The following is a 16,379-nucleotide window of genomic DNA, read 5'->3' on the forward strand; positions in this document are numbered from 1 at the left end:
ACACGCCAAGCTCCTGTATAAGGAGCCGCTTCACCTGTTCGAGGGCGATGGCGCGGCAACTGCTTTTGCTGTCCAGTTCGCTGGCGGTGTAGGTGTATTCCTTCTCAAAGGTCTGCATTCGCGCATGGCTTTGGGGAGCGGCAAGCAGGAGCGCGGAGATAAACGCAACGCCGAAAAGCGGCGCTGAAGCGGTTTTTTTGTTTAACATCGCCCAAAAGCCTACCACACTTGCGGCAACAGCCGCACTATACGATAATACGGCGTGTAAAAGGGGGGGCGGCGAAAACGTGAAAGACAACATCGGCGACTGGCGCAAGCGGATTGACCGCATCGACAGCCGGATCATAAAGCTGCTCGACAGCCGCACGCAATGCGCCGTCGAGATCGGCAGGATAAAGGCCGCCACCGGCGCGCCGGTATACGACCCCAAACGCGAAGCCGAGGTGGTGGAGCGCCTCACATCGCTGGCCCGCGTGATACCAAAAAAATCGCTGGAAGCGGTCTACCGCGAGATTTTTTCCGCCGCCCGCGCGGTGGAAAAGCCGCTCTGCGTCGCCTTCCTCGGCCCGCTTGGCACGTTCTCGCACGAGGCGGCCATCGCGCTGTTCGGCACATCAAACGAGTTCATGCCGCTCCCCGGTTTCGCGCCGATCGTAAAGGCGGTGGAGGGGGAAGAATGCGACTTCGGCGTGCTGCCCATCGAAAGCTCGGTGGAGGGGCCGGTGAACGCCAACCTCGACCTGCTGAAGGATTCGTCGCTCACCATCTTCGGGGAAAAGACCATCGCCGCGCACCAAAACCTTTTGACCAAAGCAAAAGATATAAAAGCCATCAAGCGGCTTTACAGCCATGTGCAGCCGCTGGGACAGTGCCGCGGCTACATCCAGCGGGCATTGCCGGGGGTTGAAATTCTCGAAACCTCCAGCACCGCCGCTGCCGCCGCCAAAGCGGCGCATGAAAAGAACGCCGCCGCCATCGGTTCGCTGGCCGCCGCGCGAATCTACAAGCTGAACGTGCTGGACAAAAACATAGAAGACGGCGCAAGCGGCAAAACCCGCTTCGTGGTTATCAGCCGCACGGCCCCCAAGCGGACGGGGAAGGACAAAACCTCCATCGCCGTTGCGATCAAAAACCGGCCGGGCGAGCTGTTCCGCCTGCTGGCCCTTTTCAACAAAGCGAAGATCAACCTCACGCAGATCGCCTCGCGCCCGCTGAAAGCCGGCGCGTGGGGCTACCTCTTCTTCATCGACCTCGACGGCCACCGCGAAGACGCCGCCGTGGAGAAAACGCTGAAACAGGTGGCGAGGATGGGCGACTTCCTGAAAATACTGGGAAGCTATCCGAAAGGGAACGGATGAGTCCGCGTTTCCAAAATCTCGTTCCCCCGTACATCCAATCGCTGCTTCCCTACGAGCCGGGGAAGCCGCTGGAAGAGGTGGAGCGCGAACTGGGCATACGCAACTGCGTGAAGATGGCCAGCAACGAAAATCCGCTCGGCCCCAGCCCGAAGGCGAAGAAGGCCATCGCCGCCGCCATCAAAAAAATCCACTACTACCCGGAAGGGGACGCCTTCTACCTCCGCAAGCGGATGGTGGACGCGCTAAAGGTATATAGCGACGAACTGATATTCGGCAACGGCAGCAACGAACTGATCGAACTGCTGATCCGCTGCTTTGTACAGCCGGGCGATAACGCCGTTGTTTCCAAACACGCCTTCGTGGTCTACAAGCTCATCACGCAGGGGGCGGGGGGCGAAACGCTGGAGGCCCCGGCCACCGCGCAATACGGGCACGATTTGGGCGCGATGGCGCGGCTGGTGAACGGCAAGACGAAGCTGGTTTTCATCGCCAACCCGAACAACCCGACCGGCACCTACAACACCGAAAAAGAGCTGTGCGCCTTTTTGGAAAAAGTGCGGCACATCCCGGTGGTGATGGACGAGGCGTATTACGAATACGCCGCGGCGAAAGACTATCCGCAGACGATGGAACTGCGGAAGAAGCATCCGAACATCGTCATCCTGCGGACGTTCAGCAAGGTCTACGGCCTTGCGGGGGCGCGCATCGGCTACGGGGTGGGCGACGCGGAGTTGATACAGTACCTCAACCGGCTGCGCCAGCCGTTCAACACCAATCTCATCGCGCAGGCGGCGGCGCTGGCCGCGCTGGACGACACGGCGCATGTGACCAAAAGCCGCAAGCTGAATTTAGCCGGGCTGAAGTTTTTATACAAGGAACTGGGCAAGCGCAAAATCACCTGTCTGCCGTCGCAGGCGAATTTCATTTTGGTGAAAACCGGCGACGGCCGCGAGGTATTCCAAAAGCTGCTGCGCGAGGGGGTGGTCGTCCGCCCGATGGATGTGTACGCGCTGCCCGACCATATCCGCGTCACCATCGACACGGAGCGGAACAACCGCCGCTTTTTGAAAGCGCTGGAGAAGGTGCTGTCGCGTTAACGCCACCATTTAGAGTCGGTAGATACAAGTGTTGTCATCCTGAGGGAGCGAAGGATCTCTTTCCGGAAAGGGATTCTTCAGTCGCAGGCGCTCTTTCAGAATGACAGCGGCCGTTAAGCGGGCCGGGGCTTTTTGATCCACATCCAGTTTTGCGGTTCCGGCACCGGCGCAAACCCCAGTTTTTCATAAACACCGTGGGCATCCTTGGTGCCGAGCATCCAGATGTAAACGGCGGCGAAGTCGGGATGGTCAAAAACAAACCGCATCATCGCCTGGGCGATCCCTTTTCCGCGGTGCGCTTCATCCACATAGACATCCATAAAAAAACCAAAACGGGTCTTATCGCTGGCTACGCGGAGAAATCCCACCTGCCGCCCTTTCAGGTAACAGCCGACGGCGATGGCGGAGTGGCGGGTTCCTTTTACGATCTCATCCTTCCTGATGCCGGGGCTCCAGTAGGTGCTGGCGAGCCACTGTTCCAGCCGGTCAAAATCGAGGCGGTGGAAAGAATCGTCTATCTCGTAGCCGTCTTTAATCGCTGTCAGCATAAAAGGGCGTCTCCCATTTAACATCGGGTTACGGATGATTATAAAGTCCGGGATCAAAAATACGAAACCCGCCGCGAAAACGGGCAAAACTGTTCTGGCACCGCTCTTGCTCTTTACCTCCCCCAGAGAGTAATTCTGACGGTCTTTGAGGAGGAGTTTGTTTTGAAAAAGATAGCTGTATTTCTGACGTTACTGGCGGGGCTGTTGGCGGGAGCCATCCCGGAAGCGGCCGCCGCCCCCAACGCATTCAAGGATATCGCCTCCTTCACCGCCGGGGATCAGTTCCGTGTGGCGCTGGCATTCGATGCCAACCCCAAACCCATTGTTAAGTATTACGAAAAGTCCATCCAGATCGATGTGCCGGGGGGCTTTGTGAAGCCGGCCCAACGCCAGTTTTCGGTCGATCACGCCGGCATAAAGGAGATCGATCTATACCAGATCAGCCCCTCCCTTTTGCGGATACGAATTTTCCCGCAGGAGTCGGTGGCGGCCCTGAAAAAGAACTTTTCCCTTGAAACAAACGCCGAAAAGCTTGTGTTTGTGGTCGGCCCCAAGGCGGCGCCGGTGCCGGAAACCTTGACGGTTGCCCCCGCCGAAGCGTCAAAAAATCCGGCGATGAACGAACTCGCCCCCGCCACTGATGTCAAAGCTCCCGAAGCCGATGTGGCGTCAGCCGCCGCGGCATCCGCCCACGAAGAATCCGCCGCCGAAAACGCCGCGCCGATGGCCGCCGAAGACGCCGCACTGATCGCCCGTTTGCAAACGACGCTGGATCAGCTCAAGGCGGAAAGCGAACCGGGCAAGGGAAAGAACGACGGGGGCGTGAAAATGGCCGGTATGCTGCCGGGCCCGGACAAGGCGGCCCTGCCGCAAGCGCCATCGCTGGGGGAAGCGTTTGTGAAGATCGGAAGCGCGCTGGCGGTGGTGCTGGCGCTGATCCTCGTCATCTCCTACGGGGCGAAAAAATACCTCGGGGCGATGGAGGGTGGTTTTGGCGGCAAAAAGCAGCTCAAGGTGCTGAGCAGCCACTTCATCGGCGTGAAGAAGAACGTCACCATCATCGAAGTGGGGGGGGAAGTGCTGGTGCTGGGCGTCACCAACAGCAACATCAACCTCCTGGCCCGCTACAGCGAACCGGAAAAGATCGAAGAGATAAAATTCGCCCACCGGCTGCCGGACAAGCCGATGGGGGTGTTTAAGAAGTTCCCGTTCATGGCGTGGCTGGAACGCCGCCGCAACGCGCAAAAGCCGGTGAACCCGGCGTTTGCCCGGCAGATCGCCAGCTACGAGGAGACCGTGAGAACCACCGCCGCCGCGGAAGCGGCGGAAGGAAACGGCATCCAGACCCGGAAGGACGAAATGGTCTCGGACGTGGCGCGCTCCATCGCCAGCAAGCTGCGGACGCTTCAGGGACAGGCGGGCTGACGGCGATGAACATGAAAACGCTATTGGCGTGCGCGGCGCTGGCCGCGTTGCTGCTGTGCGGCGCGCCGGCGGCGGCCGAAGCGGCCGGCCTGCCGACGATCAGCATCGGGATGCAGGAGGCGGGCCAGCCCGGCGAGGTATCCACCGGCATCAAGATACTCCTTATCCTCACGATCCTTTCGCTGGCCCCGGCGCTGCTGATAATGATGACCGCGTTCGCGCGCATCGTGATCGTGCTGTCGTTCCTGCGGCAGGCGATGGGCACCCAGCAGGTGCCGCCGAACCAGATGATGATCGGGCTGGCGCTCTTCCTTACCTTCTTCATCATGGCGCCGGCCTTCAAGCAGATAAACGAAACGGCCTTCCAGCCGTATTCTGAAAACAAAATCTCGCAGGAAGAGGCCCTGACGCGCGCGATGAAGCCGCTGCGCACCTTCATGCTGCGCCAGACGCGCGAGAAGGATCTGGGGCTTTTCATCAGCCTGGCCAAGGAAAAAAAACCCAGGACCATCGATGACATCCCCACCTATGTGGTGATTCCGTCGTTCATCATCAGCGAGCTGCGCACCGCCTTCCAGATAGGGTTCATGATCTACATCCCCTTCCTGGTGGTGGACATGGTGATCGCCTCGGTGCTGATGAGCATGGGCATGATGATGCTGCCGCCGGTGATGATCTCCCTGCCGTTCAAGCTGATGCTGTTTGTGCTGGTGGACGGCTGGTACCTCATCGTCGGGTCGCTGGTAAAGAGTTTCGGATAAAAGGAGAAAGCGATGACACCCGAATATATCGTGGACGTGGCAAAACGGGCGCTGGAAGTGACCATCCTGGTGAGCGCGCCGATGCTCGGCATCGGGCTGGTGGTCGGCGTGGCGGTCTCCATCTTCCAGGCGGTGACCTCCATCCAGGAAATGACGCTCTCCTTCATCCCGAAGATACTCGGGGTGATGGTGGCCATCGTGGTGTTCTTCCCCTGGATGATGCAAGTGCTCATTTCCTTCACCGCGGACATCTTCATCAACATCCCGCAATACGTAAAATGAACCTGTTCAATTTCGACTACGGCGCGTTCATCGGCTTTACGCTGGTGTTCGTCCGGATGGGCGGATTGCTGCTCACCATGCCGGTGCTGGGCGCCACCACTGTTCCAACCCAGGCGCGGATAGGGCTGGTCGCCATCACCGCCTATATCGTTTTCAGCGTGGCCAAACTGCCGCCGGTGGACATGGGGATGCCGATGGGCCGTTTCACGCTGATGCTGGCGGGGGAACTCGCCATCGGCCTCACCATCGGCTTCGCTTCCCAGCTCATCTTCACCGCGGTGCAGTTCGCGGGGCAGCTCATCGGCTTCCAGATCGGATTCGGCATCGTGAACGTGCTCGACCCCACCACCAATTCGCAGGTCTCCATAACCTCGCAGTTCTGGAACATCGTGGCGCTGCTGGTGTTTTTGGCCATCAACGGCCACCATTGGCTTATCACCGCCGCGGCCAAAAGCTTCGATCTCATCCCGGTGCTCGGCTTCACGCCGCACGCGGGGCTGGTTGACCTGGTGACCACCCTCACCGCCGACGTGTTCGTGCTGGCCATCAAGCTGGCGGCGCCGGTCATGGCCACCATGCTGCTGCTGAACGTGGCGCTGGGGCTTATCGCCCGCACCGTGCCGCAGATGAACGTCTTTATCGTCGGCTTTCCGGTGCAGATCGCGCTGGGGCTGTTCATGATCGGCGCGGGGCTGCCGGTCTTTTACTATGTGTTCCGCGGCTCGGTCTTCCACCTCTTTGAAAACGTCATCGGGCTGATGAAGCTCATGGCCTGATGGAATAGGGGGCGGGGAGTATGGCCGAAGACGATCAGGAGCAGCGTACAGAAGACGCATCGGATAAAAAACGCGAAGAAACCCTCGAGAAAGGGCGCACCGCCCAGAGCAAGGAGATCGGCTCCACGGCCGTGCTGCTGGTGGCGCTGGCCGTTCTCAACGCAACGGGCGGCTACATGCGCGAACACATCGCCGACATGATGCGCCACAGCTTTACCATCAGCGCCTCCTACCAGCTCGACGTTATCTCCATGCGGCCGCTGATGCTCTACTACATGAAGGAACTGGCGGTCATTTTGTGGCCGCTGATGGCCGGCGTGGCGGCGGCCGGCGTGGCGGCGGCCATTCTGCAAAACGGCGGGCTGATCTTCACCCTCGAACCGCTGATGCCCAAGCTGGACAAGCTCAACCCCCTGAACGGCTTCGGCCGCTTCTTCAGCCCTTCCGCCGTGGCCGAGCTGCTGAAATCGCTGGGCAAAATCGCCATCGTCGGCTACATCTGCTACCTCGTGCTCCGGAATGAAATAGAAACGATCCCGCTGCTTTCGGACCAAAGCGTCGAGCAGATCATCCTCTTCGTCTCCCATGTGTCGGTGAAGCTGATGTTCTACGTGCTGCTCCTGATGCTGGCCCTTGCGGCCGCCGACTACGGTTTTCAGAAATACACCTACGAACAAAGCATCAAGATGACCAAGCAGGAGGTCAAGGACGAGCGGAAGAACACGGAAGGCGACCCGATAACGAAACAGCGGATACGCACCGCCCAGTACGCCATGGCCCGCAGGCGGATGATGCAGGAGGTGCCCAAGGCGGAGGTGATCATCACAAACCCCACCCACCTCGCCATCGCGCTGGCGTATGACCGCGGAAAAATGGCCGCGCCGGCGGTGGTGGCAAAAGGGGCGGGACATATCGCGGAAAAAATAAAAGAGATCGCGCGCCAACATAACATTCCCATCGTGGAAGACAAGCCTTTGGCACGGCTATTGTTTAAGAGTATGGATATAGGCAAGGCAATACCCGAAGAGCTCTACCGGACAATCGCGGAAATCCTTGCTTATGTGTACAAACTAAAAGGAAAGCATAAGTAAAAACAGCACGTTAGACGAAGAAAGGCCGATGAAGCAAAATTTTGACGGGGTTTTGGCCCCGTCGGCTTTTTGACAGCGGAGTGAGGGAAAATATGGCGGTTGCGACCGAAACGAATGCGATGCCCAAATTCGCCAAGTTCAGCGATGTGGGCATGGCCGTCGGCCTTTTGGGCGTGGTGGCCCTCATGGTCATGCCGCTCCCCGCGTTCATGCTGGACCTCTTCCTCTCCCTCTCCATCACCACGGCGGTGATCATCCTGATAATTTCCATCTACATCAAGTCGGCGCTGGAGCTTTCCTCCTTCCCGTCGATACTGCTGGTGGTCACGCTGTTCCGGCTTGCCCTGAACGTGGCGACCACCCGGCTCATCCTGCTCCACGGCAACGAGGGAACCTCGGCGGCCGGCAAGGTGGTGGAAGCATTCGGCAATTTCGTGGTCGGCGGCAACTATGTCGTCGGCACCGTCATCTTTCTCATCCTGATCATCATCAATTTCGTGGTTATCACCAAGGGCGCCGTCCGCACCTCGGAAGTGGCGGCCCGCTTCACGTTGGACGCCATCCCCGGCAAGCAGATGTCCATCGACGCCGATCTCAACGCCGGCCTCATCACCGAGGTGCAGGCGCGCCAACGCCGCCGCACGCTCGAACGCGAAGCCGACTTCTACGGCTCGATGGACGGCGCCATCCGCTTCGTGCGCGGCGACGCGATAGCGGGGCTTATCATCACCGGCATCAACATCCTCGGGGGCTTCGCCATCGGCATCCTCCAGCAGGGGATGAGCCTGTCCGACGCGCTGACCGTCTACACCCTGCTCACCATCGGCGACGGCCTGGTGAGCCAGATACCGGCGCTGGTGATCTCCACCGCCGCCGGCCTCATCGTCACCCGCGCCGCCAGCGAATCCGACATGGGCACCGACGTGGCCAAGCAGCTGCTGCTGCACCCGCGCGCTTTCGCGGTCGCTTCGGGGGCGCTCGGCTTTTTCGCCCTTGTTCCCGGCCTGCCGCACTTGGCGTTTCTGGTGTTGTCGGCCATCACCGGCACCATCTCCTACCTCACGTTCCAGGCAAAAACCGAAATGGAGGCGCTGGGCAAGATCGAAGCCGAGAAGGCGGCGCAGGCCCCGGTGCAGGAAAAAGTGGAGGCGCTCCTGCCGCTGGACACGATGGAACTGGAAATCGGCTACGAGCTGATCCCGCTCGTCGACGCCGCGCAGAACGGCGAACTGCTCGACCGGATCAAGAGCATCCGCCGCCAGTTCGCCCTCGAATACGGCTTTATCGTGCCGCCGCTGCACATCCGCGACAACCTGCAGCTCAAGCCGAACGAATACTCCGTCCTCATCAAGGGGGTGAAGGTGGCCAGCGGCGAAATCTACATGAACCACTACCTCGCCATGGATCCGGGCACGGGCGTCGAGCCGGTGCCGGGCATCCGCACCGTGGAGCCGACCTTCGGCCTGCCGGCGCTCTGGATTTCGGAAGCCAACCGCGACCGCGCCAAATCGGCCGGCTACACGGTGGTGGACGTGGCGACGGTGCTCACCACGCACGTGAAAGAAGTGATCCGCGGCCACGCGCAGGAACTGCTGGGCCGCCAGGAAATCAACGCCCTGCTGGACAACTACAAGACCACCGCCCCGAAAGTGGTGGAAGAACTGGTGCCGAACATCCTCACGCTGGGCCAGGTGCAGAAAGTGCTGCAGGGCCTGCTGCGGGAAAACGTCTCCATCCGCGACCTCGGCACCATTCTGGAGACCCTGGCCGATTGGGGCCATGTGACCAAGGATACCGACGTGCTGACGGAGTATGCGCGCCAGGCGCTGGCCCGCCCGATCACCAACCAATACCTGAGCGCCGACGGAAAGCTCCCGGTGCTGACCCTCTCGCGCAAGCTGGAGGATATGATCGGCGAATCGATCAAGCAGACGCAGCACGGCAGCTATCTGGCGATGGAGCCGTCGGCGGCCCAGCGGCTGATCGACACCCTCAAGAAGGAAATGGAAAAATTCTCGATGCTGAACTACCAGCCGATCGTCATGGTGTCGCCCGCGGTGCGGATGCACCTGCGGCGGCTGACGGAGCGGTTTGTGGCCAATCTGGTGGTGCTGAGCCATAACGAGGTGATCCCCACCGCTGAAATAGAAACCCTTGGCGTGGTGAACATCTAATGCAGATAAAAACGTATCAGGCCATCGACATGGCGGAAGCCATCGTGCGCATCAAGGCCGATCTGGGGCCGAACGCCGTCATCCTGAGCAGCCGGAAGGTCAAGAACGGCAACGGCGGCTACGGCATCCTGGCCCGCCCGCTTATCGAAGTGACCGCCGCGGCCGACGAGGAGGTGCGGCGGGACCAACAGCGCCGCCGCGCGCCGCGGAAGCAGCCGGCCGCCGCCAAGCCGGAAACCCGCGCCGCCGGCGCGCATGAAACGTTCGCCGCCGCGCTCAGCCCGCTGCGCGATGAAATCCGCGAACTGCGCGAATTGATCGGCGCCGCCTCCGGCACCGGGGCCGTGGGCCGTACCGAGCTTGACCGCGCCGCCGGGCTTTCGGACGACATCGGATCGCTCAAATCGATGATGTCGTTCATGCTGGAAAACACGAAGTTCTACAAAGGGCTTAACCTTGAACCGAACTACCTCGTCTGCTACCGCCGTTTGGTGGAGCGCGGAGTCGAGCACGAATACGCCCTCAAGCTGATCGCCGAAGTGAAAGAAAGCGTGCCGGGCGGACGCGAACTGGACCTGAAAACCATCGTCGGCCTCGTCATCGCCCGGATACAGGAAACGATGATCGTGGGCGAACCGCTGACCGCCGCCACCGCCGCGGAAGGGCCGCGCGTGATAGCGCTGATCGGGCCGACGGGAGTGGGGAAAACCACCACGCTGGCGAAGATCGCCGCGCAGCTCGCCATGCAGGGAAAAAAGGTCGGCCTTATCACCATTGACACCTACCGCATCGCCGCGGTGGAGCAGCTGCGCACCTACGCGCAGATATTGGGGCTGCCGCTGGAAGTGGTGTTGACCCCGCGGGATTTGCCGCGGGCGCTGACCGCGCTGGCGAACCGCGACGTGATTTTGATCGATACCGCCGGCCGCAGCCAGCGCGACGCCAAAAAGCTGAACGAACTGGCCGGTTTTGTGGGAGACGCCGCCATCGAGAACTATCTGGTGCTTTCCGCGGGATCGGACGCCGCCGCTCTGGACGAGGCGGTGCGCAACTTCGGCTGCGTGAACCTCGCCGGCCTCATTTTCACCAAACTGGACGAAAGCGCCAAACCCGGCGTGGTTGTGGCGCAGAACTATAAAACCGGCCTCCCGGTGGTCTATTGCACCACCGGTCAACGGGTGCCGGAGGATATCGAGGCGGCTTCCGGCCGGCGGCTGGGCGCGCGCCTGTTTAAAAAAGAAGCATAAAACGCTCAATTGGCTTACTATTGGAGAGGACGGTATGGATCAGGCTGAAACGCTCAGAAGGATGAGGCCGGGTATGCGCGAAACGGGAACCCTGAAGCAGCAGATCAAGGGGATCGCCGTCGCCAGCGGCAAAGGGGGCGTCGGCAAGACCAACCTCGTCGCCAACATGGCGCTGCAACTCGCCAAGCGCGGCAACCGCGTGCTTATTTTCGACGCCGACATGGGGCTGGGCAACATCCACATCCTGCTGGGCCTCGCCCCCCGCTTCAACGTGGCGCATGTGCTCACCGGCGCCAAACGGATGCGCGACATCCTCATCGAAGGCCCCGGCGGCGTCAAGATACTTCCCGCCTCCACCGGCAACAAAAAGTACAGCGAGCTTACCGCCGAAGAACGGCTGGTGCTCAAGACCGAGATGGAAGTGATCCAGAACGATTTCGACTACATCCTGTTCGACATCGGCGCGGGCATTTCGGCCAACGTCATGTTCTTCTGCTCGGCCGCGCAGGAGATACTGGTGGTCGCCACGCCGGAGCCGACCTCGTTCTCCGACGCGTACGCGATCATGAAAGTGCTCTCGCGCGACTACAAAGTGAAGAGCTTCCGCCTCGTCGTCAACAGCGCCAAGGACCGCATCGAGGCGGCCAACATCTATAAGCGGCTGGTGATGGTGGCGGACAAGTTCCAGCTTGGCGTCAAGATAGAATTCCTCGGACACCTCGCCATGGATATGGCCGTGCCGAACGCCGTGCGCAAACAGCGGCTCTTTTCCGATCTCTTCCCGAACTCCGAGGTAACCCGGAATGTCGCCAGCATCGTTGACACCCTGATGAAAACCGCCGCCACGGGGGGCGATATCAACTGGGCAAACGTGCTGGGAGCCGAGGGCGCATGACCTCGCTGGCAAAGAAAATCCCCGTCGCGGCCGGGCTGCTGCTGTTCGGCGTGGCGGCCTGCGTGGCCATGCTGAAAGGGGCCGAACTCCCCACCGCGCTGTTCCGCGGCATCATCGCCGGCGCTATCGGCACGCTGTTCGCCTGGTTCCCCGCCTACCTGATTTTCGCCGAACCGATTCCGCGGCCCAAAGCCCCGCCGGGAATGGAGCATATCGAAGAAAAGTTCAAGGCCAAAGCCGGGCGGTAACCTTCCTTTTTTTCCCGGTACGCGGCGGCTATAATGCGCGTAACAAATATGAAACGCCATGCCGCGCCGGTTCTGGCGCTTATCGCCATCTCCTTCGCGCTGTACGCCAACGCCTTCCGCAACGAATTCGCGTGGGACGACGATATTTTCATCGTTAACGCAAAGGAAATACGGAGCGTCAACCTCCCCCGCTTTTTTTCCGAAGGGAGCGCGGACCTCTACCGGCCGCTCCGCACCGCCCTGTACGCGCTGACGTACCGCTTCGGCGGGCTTGATCCGCTGAACTACCACATAGTCGGCAAAACGATGAACGCGCTGACCGTGGCAATCCTGTACGGGCTGTTGCTGCTGCTGTTTGAAAACCGGGGAGGGGCGTTTTGGGGGGCATTGCTGTTCGCCGTTCACCCCGTCCACACCGAAAAGGTGGCGTTTATCACCTCCACCTACGACATCCCCGCCGATCTTTTGTGGCTTGCGGCCTTCGCGCTCTATGTGCTTCACCGCAAGCGGCGCCCCCCGTTCGCGCTGACCGTGTCGGTGTTGCTGTTCGCGGCGGGCCTCCTGTTCGGGGAAAACGCGGCGGTGCTGCCGCTGACCGTCGTGCTATACGATATGACGTTCGGCGACGGCGATAAAAAACCGGCGCGCTGGATTCCCTATTTCGCGGTATTGGCGGTGTATCTGGCCGTACGGACATCGGTGCTGGGCGCGGTCGCCCGCGAAGGGGGGCATACGCTTAACCCCGACATGTTCGGAAATTTCCTCACGATGTCGGGGGTGACATTCGCCTATTTTAAACTGCTGCTGTGGCCGTGGCCGCTGATACCCACCTATGAGGTGAAGCAGGCGGTCTTTCCGTATCCGCCGCACCTGTATGCCGCCGCCATCGCGGTGGCGGCGTTGCTGGCCGCCGCGTGGCTGCAACGGCGCGGGCGGCCGTGGGTCACATTCACGGTGTTCTGGTTTTTCGCGGTGATTTCCCCCAACCTCAACTTTATTCCAACGGGCAATCTGATGGCGGAACGGTACCTGTATCTCCCTTCCGCCATCCTCTCCTTTTCGGTTGCCGCGGCGTATGCGGCGCTGGAGGCCGACCGCAAAAAAAAGGCCGCGCTGCTGGCGGCTTTGCTGGCGGTCATGGCCGTTTTTTCCGTCCTCGTCGTGCGGCGCAACCCGGACTGGCGAAGCGATACGCCGCTCTGGAGCAAAACCCTGATGGTAAAGCCCGATTCCTATGTGGCGCTGATGAACCTTGCGGTGGAGGCTTGGAAAAACGGCCATTGGAAAACAACTGAAAAACTTTTGAAATATGCGGCGGCGGTGAAGCCGGAAAAAACCGAGGCGTTTGAACGGCTGACCGAGATGTATCTGGAAGGAAAGGCGGGCGATCCGTTGCCGATGCTGGAAAAGGCATATTCGAAGGATAAAAAGGATGTGTGCCTGCTCGGCATCGCCCAGATAAAAATCAGCCGCAAGGAATACGCGGCGGCGGGCGCCATGGTCGACGGTCTTTTAAAACGGAACCCTTCTTCACGCAAAGCGTGGAGCGTATACGGCGACCTTCTTTACTCCCAGAAAAAAGAGGGGTGGGCGGGAGCATATGTCCGCGCCTACGCGCTTTCGGGCCGGGATCCCGCCATACTTGTCCGCATGGCGACCGCGTGGTCCCTTGCCGGCAAGCCGGCGGCGGCGCTGCGGATCGCGCGGATCGGCCTTCAGGAGCACCCGGATAACAAACCGCTGCTTGAACTCGCCGCGAAGTTGGAGGCGGAAAATCCGGGTGAAATGGGGGATAATGGCGGCACAAGGAGTGGTAACAAATGATGGAGTGGACCGGCGCCGTTAAGCTGTTTGTCGAACTCTTCGCCGTCATCGACCCGGTGGGGGCGGTGTTCTTTTTCGTCATGTTCACCCGCAACCTCTCCCCCCGCGAGAAGAGCCGCACCGCCTATATGGCTCCGGCCGCGATGGCGCTGACCTTGATTCTGGCGTTTTTTTTCGGCGAACGGCTGCTCTGGTTATTCGGCATCAGCATTTACGCCTTCATGGCCGGCGGGGGAATACTCATCCTCCTGACCGCCATCGCCATGATGGGCGCCTACGCCCCCCTCCTCAAAAGCACCGCGGCGGAAGAGCGCGAAGCGGAAGAAAGCCAGAACGTGGCGGTGGTGCCGTTGGCGGTGCCGCTGCTGGCCGGCCCGGGGGCGATTACGGCGGTCATCATCGCCCGCCACGCGGCGCAGGGGTGGGCGGAGGCCGGCATTCTGGTGGCCATCATCACCGGCATTGCCGTCATCACGCTGCTGCTGTTCACGGGGGCGGAGCGGATCGCCACGTTGCTGGGCCGAACCGGCATGAACATCTTTACCCGGCTGCTGGGGCTGGTCCTCACCTCCTATGCCGTGGAGATCATCGCCGCCGGGATCAAGGGACTTTTTCCCCGGTAGTTATTGATGCCTGTATAAATAATGTCCTATCAGGAAATCCCACAAAAAATGTCATGCCCGTGCAGACGGGCATCCAGAACCTGGATTCCCGCCTTCGCGGGAATGACAATTCGTTTAGCGCGGACATTGACCATGCAGGTATCAATAGCTTCCATGCGGGGCATCTTTCGCCCGGCGCGGGCATAAATTCCGGGTTACAATGCCCCGCATGATCACTAACGCGGCGGAGACCGGCGGATGAAATTGCTGGACCGGTACATATTCACCGAAATTTTCAAGCTGTTCGTGCTCTGCCTTTTCGTCCTGATGGCGATTTTGGTGCTGGAAAAAATCAATTTTATCGCCAATATGACGGTGGGGAGCGCCATCAGCGGCGGTGAATTGGCAAGGCTGGTGCTCTACACCTCTCCCGCCTTCCTGGTGGTCACCATCCCGCTGGCGGTGCTGCTGGCCACGTTGATCACCTTCTCCCGGATGTCGGGTGACAGCGAAATCATCGCCATGCGCGCCTGCGGCGTCGGCTTTTACCGCATCCTCGCCCCGGTGGCGCTGCTGGCCGCGGGGGCGGCCCTGGTATCGCTGTGGCTTTCGCTTGAGATGCTGCACCGGGGAAACTATCTTTTCAACTCCCAAATCGCCGATTACGTCAGCCGCCGCTTCACCGCCGCGCTGGGCGAGCGCAAGTTTTTCGACCGGTTCCCCGATACCGTGATTTACGTCGGCGAAAAAAAACAGGAAAGCAATATCCTGAAAGGGGTGTTCATTTTCGACGGCTCCGACAAGGAACACCCCCGCCTTATCGCGGCGCGGGAGGGAATGCTGGCGCGCACGCCTTCCGACGGTATCGTATTCCGTCTCAGCGACGGCGCCATGTACAGCGGTGACGCAAACACATGGCGCACGGTGCGGTACGGCGAGTACGAAATGATGATGAATACCGGCGATAAACGGCGGGCCTTTACGAAGGGGGAACGGGAGCTTTCGTTCACCGAGCTTCTGCACGAAACCGCGCACGCGCAAAATTCGCGGGCGCGTTATTCCATCGCGGTGGAAATGCATAAGCGGCTGGCCCTGCCGTTCGCCTGTATCGTCCTCGCGCTGCTGGCCGCCCCCCTCGGCCTGCAGGTGCATCGCGGCGGCGGCAGGGGGGGGATCGGCCTGGGCATTGTGCTCATCGTGCTCAATTATGTGCTGCTGATGTTTGGCGAGAGCCTGGGACGCGAGGGGAAACTGTCGCCGGGGTTCGCCATGTGGATGCCGAACCTCGCGATGGGATTGCTGGCCGCCGTTTTTCTCTTCCGCGCCGGGCGCGAAACGGGTCCGCTGGCGTTGCAGTTGTGGTTTGATGAAGCCCGCGCGCGCGCGGCGCGCCTGTTCAGGAAGAATGGCGGCTGATGTTCACGGCATTTAACGAACGGTTTTTTTGGCTTATCAACGGCGCCCACGCGCCGGTTCTTGACCCGGTCATGCTCCTCTTCACCTTTACCGCCTACTCCGCTCCGGCGGTCATCGTGGCCTTGTGCGCCTTGTGGTGGTACGGCGGGCTGGAGCGGCGGGCCGTGGCGTTGCTGGCCGCCGCGCTGCTGCTGGCGGGCGGCGCGGTTCACGCGATAAAGCAAAATATGGTTGCGGACCGGCCGCTCGCCTACTTTGCCGGAAAAACCCCGCCGCGGGACGCCGCGGTGCATGCGCCGTACGAGCGGCTAAGCCACCGCACATTCCCTTCGGGCCATGCGCAGACCGCGTTCAGCGTGGCGACGCTCATGGCGTTGCTGTTCCGCCGCCACCGCGCATGGTGGTTTTCGTGGGCGGCGCTGGCGGGCATCTCCCGCGTCTATCTGGGAGCGCACTTCCCGCTTGACGTGTTGGCGGGGGCGGCTATCGGCGCGGCGGTTTCCGCCGGAACGTACTATGGGTTCATGGCGAAGGGGTGGATAGCCCCCCCGCGGCGGAAATCGGCCTTCTTCCTCTGGGAGTAACCATCCCGCCGCGTCATGATACGCGCCGGGATGGTGTCCGCCATTGCCATT

General features: G+C 60.9%; 17 protein-coding genes. 15 read left to right on the forward strand and 2 right to left on the reverse strand.

Translation table 11 applies throughout. The features are described from left to right. Positions 1-208: hypothetical protein (locus HZA03_03765; protein MBI5637071.1), on the reverse strand; the 208-nt coding region annotated here is incomplete at its 3' end. Between the two features lie 79 nt (positions 209-287). Between HZA03_03765 and pheA the strand changes: the two genes are divergently transcribed. Both pheA and HZA03_03775 read left to right on the forward strand, forming a co-directional pair. After that, positions 288-1,358: a prephenate dehydratase gene (gene pheA / locus HZA03_03770; GenBank protein MBI5637072.1), complete on the forward strand. Its 1,071-nt coding sequence runs from the start codon at positions 288-290 to the stop codon at positions 1,356-1,358. Continuing rightward, a complete protein-coding gene (locus HZA03_03775; GenBank protein MBI5637073.1) occupies positions 1,355-2,455 on the forward strand; it encodes a histidinol-phosphate transaminase in 1,101 nt (366 codons plus the stop codon). The genes pheA and HZA03_03775 overlap by 4 nt, the downstream gene beginning before the upstream one ends. 113 nt (positions 2,456-2,568) lie before the next feature. On the opposite strand, the gene HZA03_03780 is transcribed toward HZA03_03775, so the two are convergent. Next, positions 2,569-3,003 (reverse strand): GNAT family N-acetyltransferase, encoded by a 435-nt coding sequence (locus HZA03_03780; GenBank protein ID MBI5637074.1) that lies wholly within the window; start codon positions 3,001-3,003, stop codon positions 2,569-2,571. Positions 3,004-3,165: 162 nt separating this feature from the next. Between HZA03_03780 and fliO the strand changes: the two genes are divergently transcribed. From fliO to HZA03_03845, 13 genes are all read left to right on the forward strand, one after another. Next, positions 3,166-4,428, forward strand: coding sequence for a flagellar biosynthetic protein FliO (gene fliO / locus HZA03_03785; protein MBI5637075.1), 1,263 nt, complete (start codon positions 3,166-3,168; stop codon positions 4,426-4,428). Positions 4,429-4,439: 11 nt separating this feature from the next. Further along, entirely contained in the window at positions 4,440-5,189 is a 750-nt protein-coding gene (gene fliP / locus HZA03_03790) for a flagellar type III secretion system pore protein FliP (GenBank protein ID MBI5637076.1), read from the forward strand. Between the two features lie 12 nt (positions 5,190-5,201). After that, on the forward strand, positions 5,202-5,471 hold the full coding sequence (fliQ, locus tag HZA03_03795) for a flagellar biosynthesis protein FliQ (protein ID MBI5637077.1): 270 nt from the start codon (positions 5,202-5,204) through the stop codon (positions 5,469-5,471). After that, entirely contained in the window at positions 5,468-6,247 is a 780-nt protein-coding gene (gene fliR, locus HZA03_03800; GenBank protein MBI5637078.1) for a flagellar type III secretion system protein FliR, read from the forward strand. The genes fliQ and fliR overlap by 4 nt, the downstream gene beginning before the upstream one ends. A 20-nt stretch (positions 6,248-6,267) precedes the next feature. Then, positions 6,268-7,338, forward strand: a complete 1,071-nt coding sequence (gene flhB, locus HZA03_03805; GenBank protein ID MBI5637079.1) for a flagellar biosynthesis protein FlhB — start codon at positions 6,268-6,270, stop codon at positions 7,336-7,338. Positions 7,339-7,430: 92 nt separating this feature from the next. Then, positions 7,431-9,512 carry a flagellar biosynthesis protein FlhA gene (flhA, locus tag HZA03_03810; protein MBI5637080.1) on the forward strand — a complete coding sequence of 694 codons (2,082 nt, stop codon included), beginning with the start codon at positions 7,431-7,433 and terminating at the stop codon, positions 9,510-9,512. Beyond that, the gene (gene flhF / locus HZA03_03815; GenBank protein ID MBI5637081.1) at positions 9,512-10,759 is read left to right on the forward strand and encodes a flagellar biosynthesis protein FlhF; all 1,248 of its coding nucleotides are present in this window, start codon (positions 9,512-9,514) and stop codon (positions 10,757-10,759) included. The genes flhA and flhF overlap by 1 nt, the downstream gene beginning before the upstream one ends. A gap of 34 nt (positions 10,760-10,793) precedes the next feature. Then, positions 10,794-11,654 carry a MinD/ParA family protein gene (locus HZA03_03820; protein MBI5637082.1) on the forward strand — a complete coding sequence of 287 codons (861 nt, stop codon included), beginning with the start codon at positions 10,794-10,796 and terminating at the stop codon, positions 11,652-11,654. After that, positions 11,651-11,902 carry a hypothetical protein gene (locus tag HZA03_03825; GenBank protein ID MBI5637083.1) on the forward strand — a complete coding sequence of 84 codons (252 nt, stop codon included), beginning with the start codon at positions 11,651-11,653 and terminating at the stop codon, positions 11,900-11,902. Before HZA03_03820 ends, HZA03_03825 begins: the two co-directional genes overlap by 4 nt. Positions 11,903-11,950: 48 nt before the next feature. Continuing rightward, a complete protein-coding gene (locus tag HZA03_03830) occupies positions 11,951-13,726 on the forward strand; it encodes a glycosyltransferase family 39 protein (GenBank protein ID MBI5637084.1) in 1,776 nt (591 codons plus the stop codon). Then, entirely contained in the window at positions 13,723-14,349 is a 627-nt protein-coding gene (locus tag HZA03_03835; protein ID MBI5637085.1) for an NAAT family transporter, read from the forward strand. The genes HZA03_03830 and HZA03_03835 overlap by 4 nt, the downstream gene beginning before the upstream one ends. 237 nt (positions 14,350-14,586) lie before the next feature. Further along, on the forward strand, positions 14,587-15,744 hold the full coding sequence (gene lptF / locus HZA03_03840; GenBank protein MBI5637086.1) for an LPS export ABC transporter permease LptF: 1,158 nt from the start codon (positions 14,587-14,589) through the stop codon (positions 15,742-15,744). Then, positions 15,744-16,328 carry a phosphatase PAP2 family protein gene (locus HZA03_03845; protein ID MBI5637087.1) on the forward strand — a complete coding sequence of 195 codons (585 nt, stop codon included), beginning with the start codon at positions 15,744-15,746 and terminating at the stop codon, positions 16,326-16,328. The genes lptF and HZA03_03845 overlap by 1 nt, the downstream gene beginning before the upstream one ends. Positions 16,329-16,379 lie beyond the last annotated feature (51 nt).

The sequence above is a fragment of the Nitrospinota bacterium genome, assembly GCA_016217735.1.
Taxonomy (GTDB): domain Bacteria; phylum Nitrospinota_A; class UBA7883; order JACRGQ01; family JACRGQ01; genus JACRGQ01.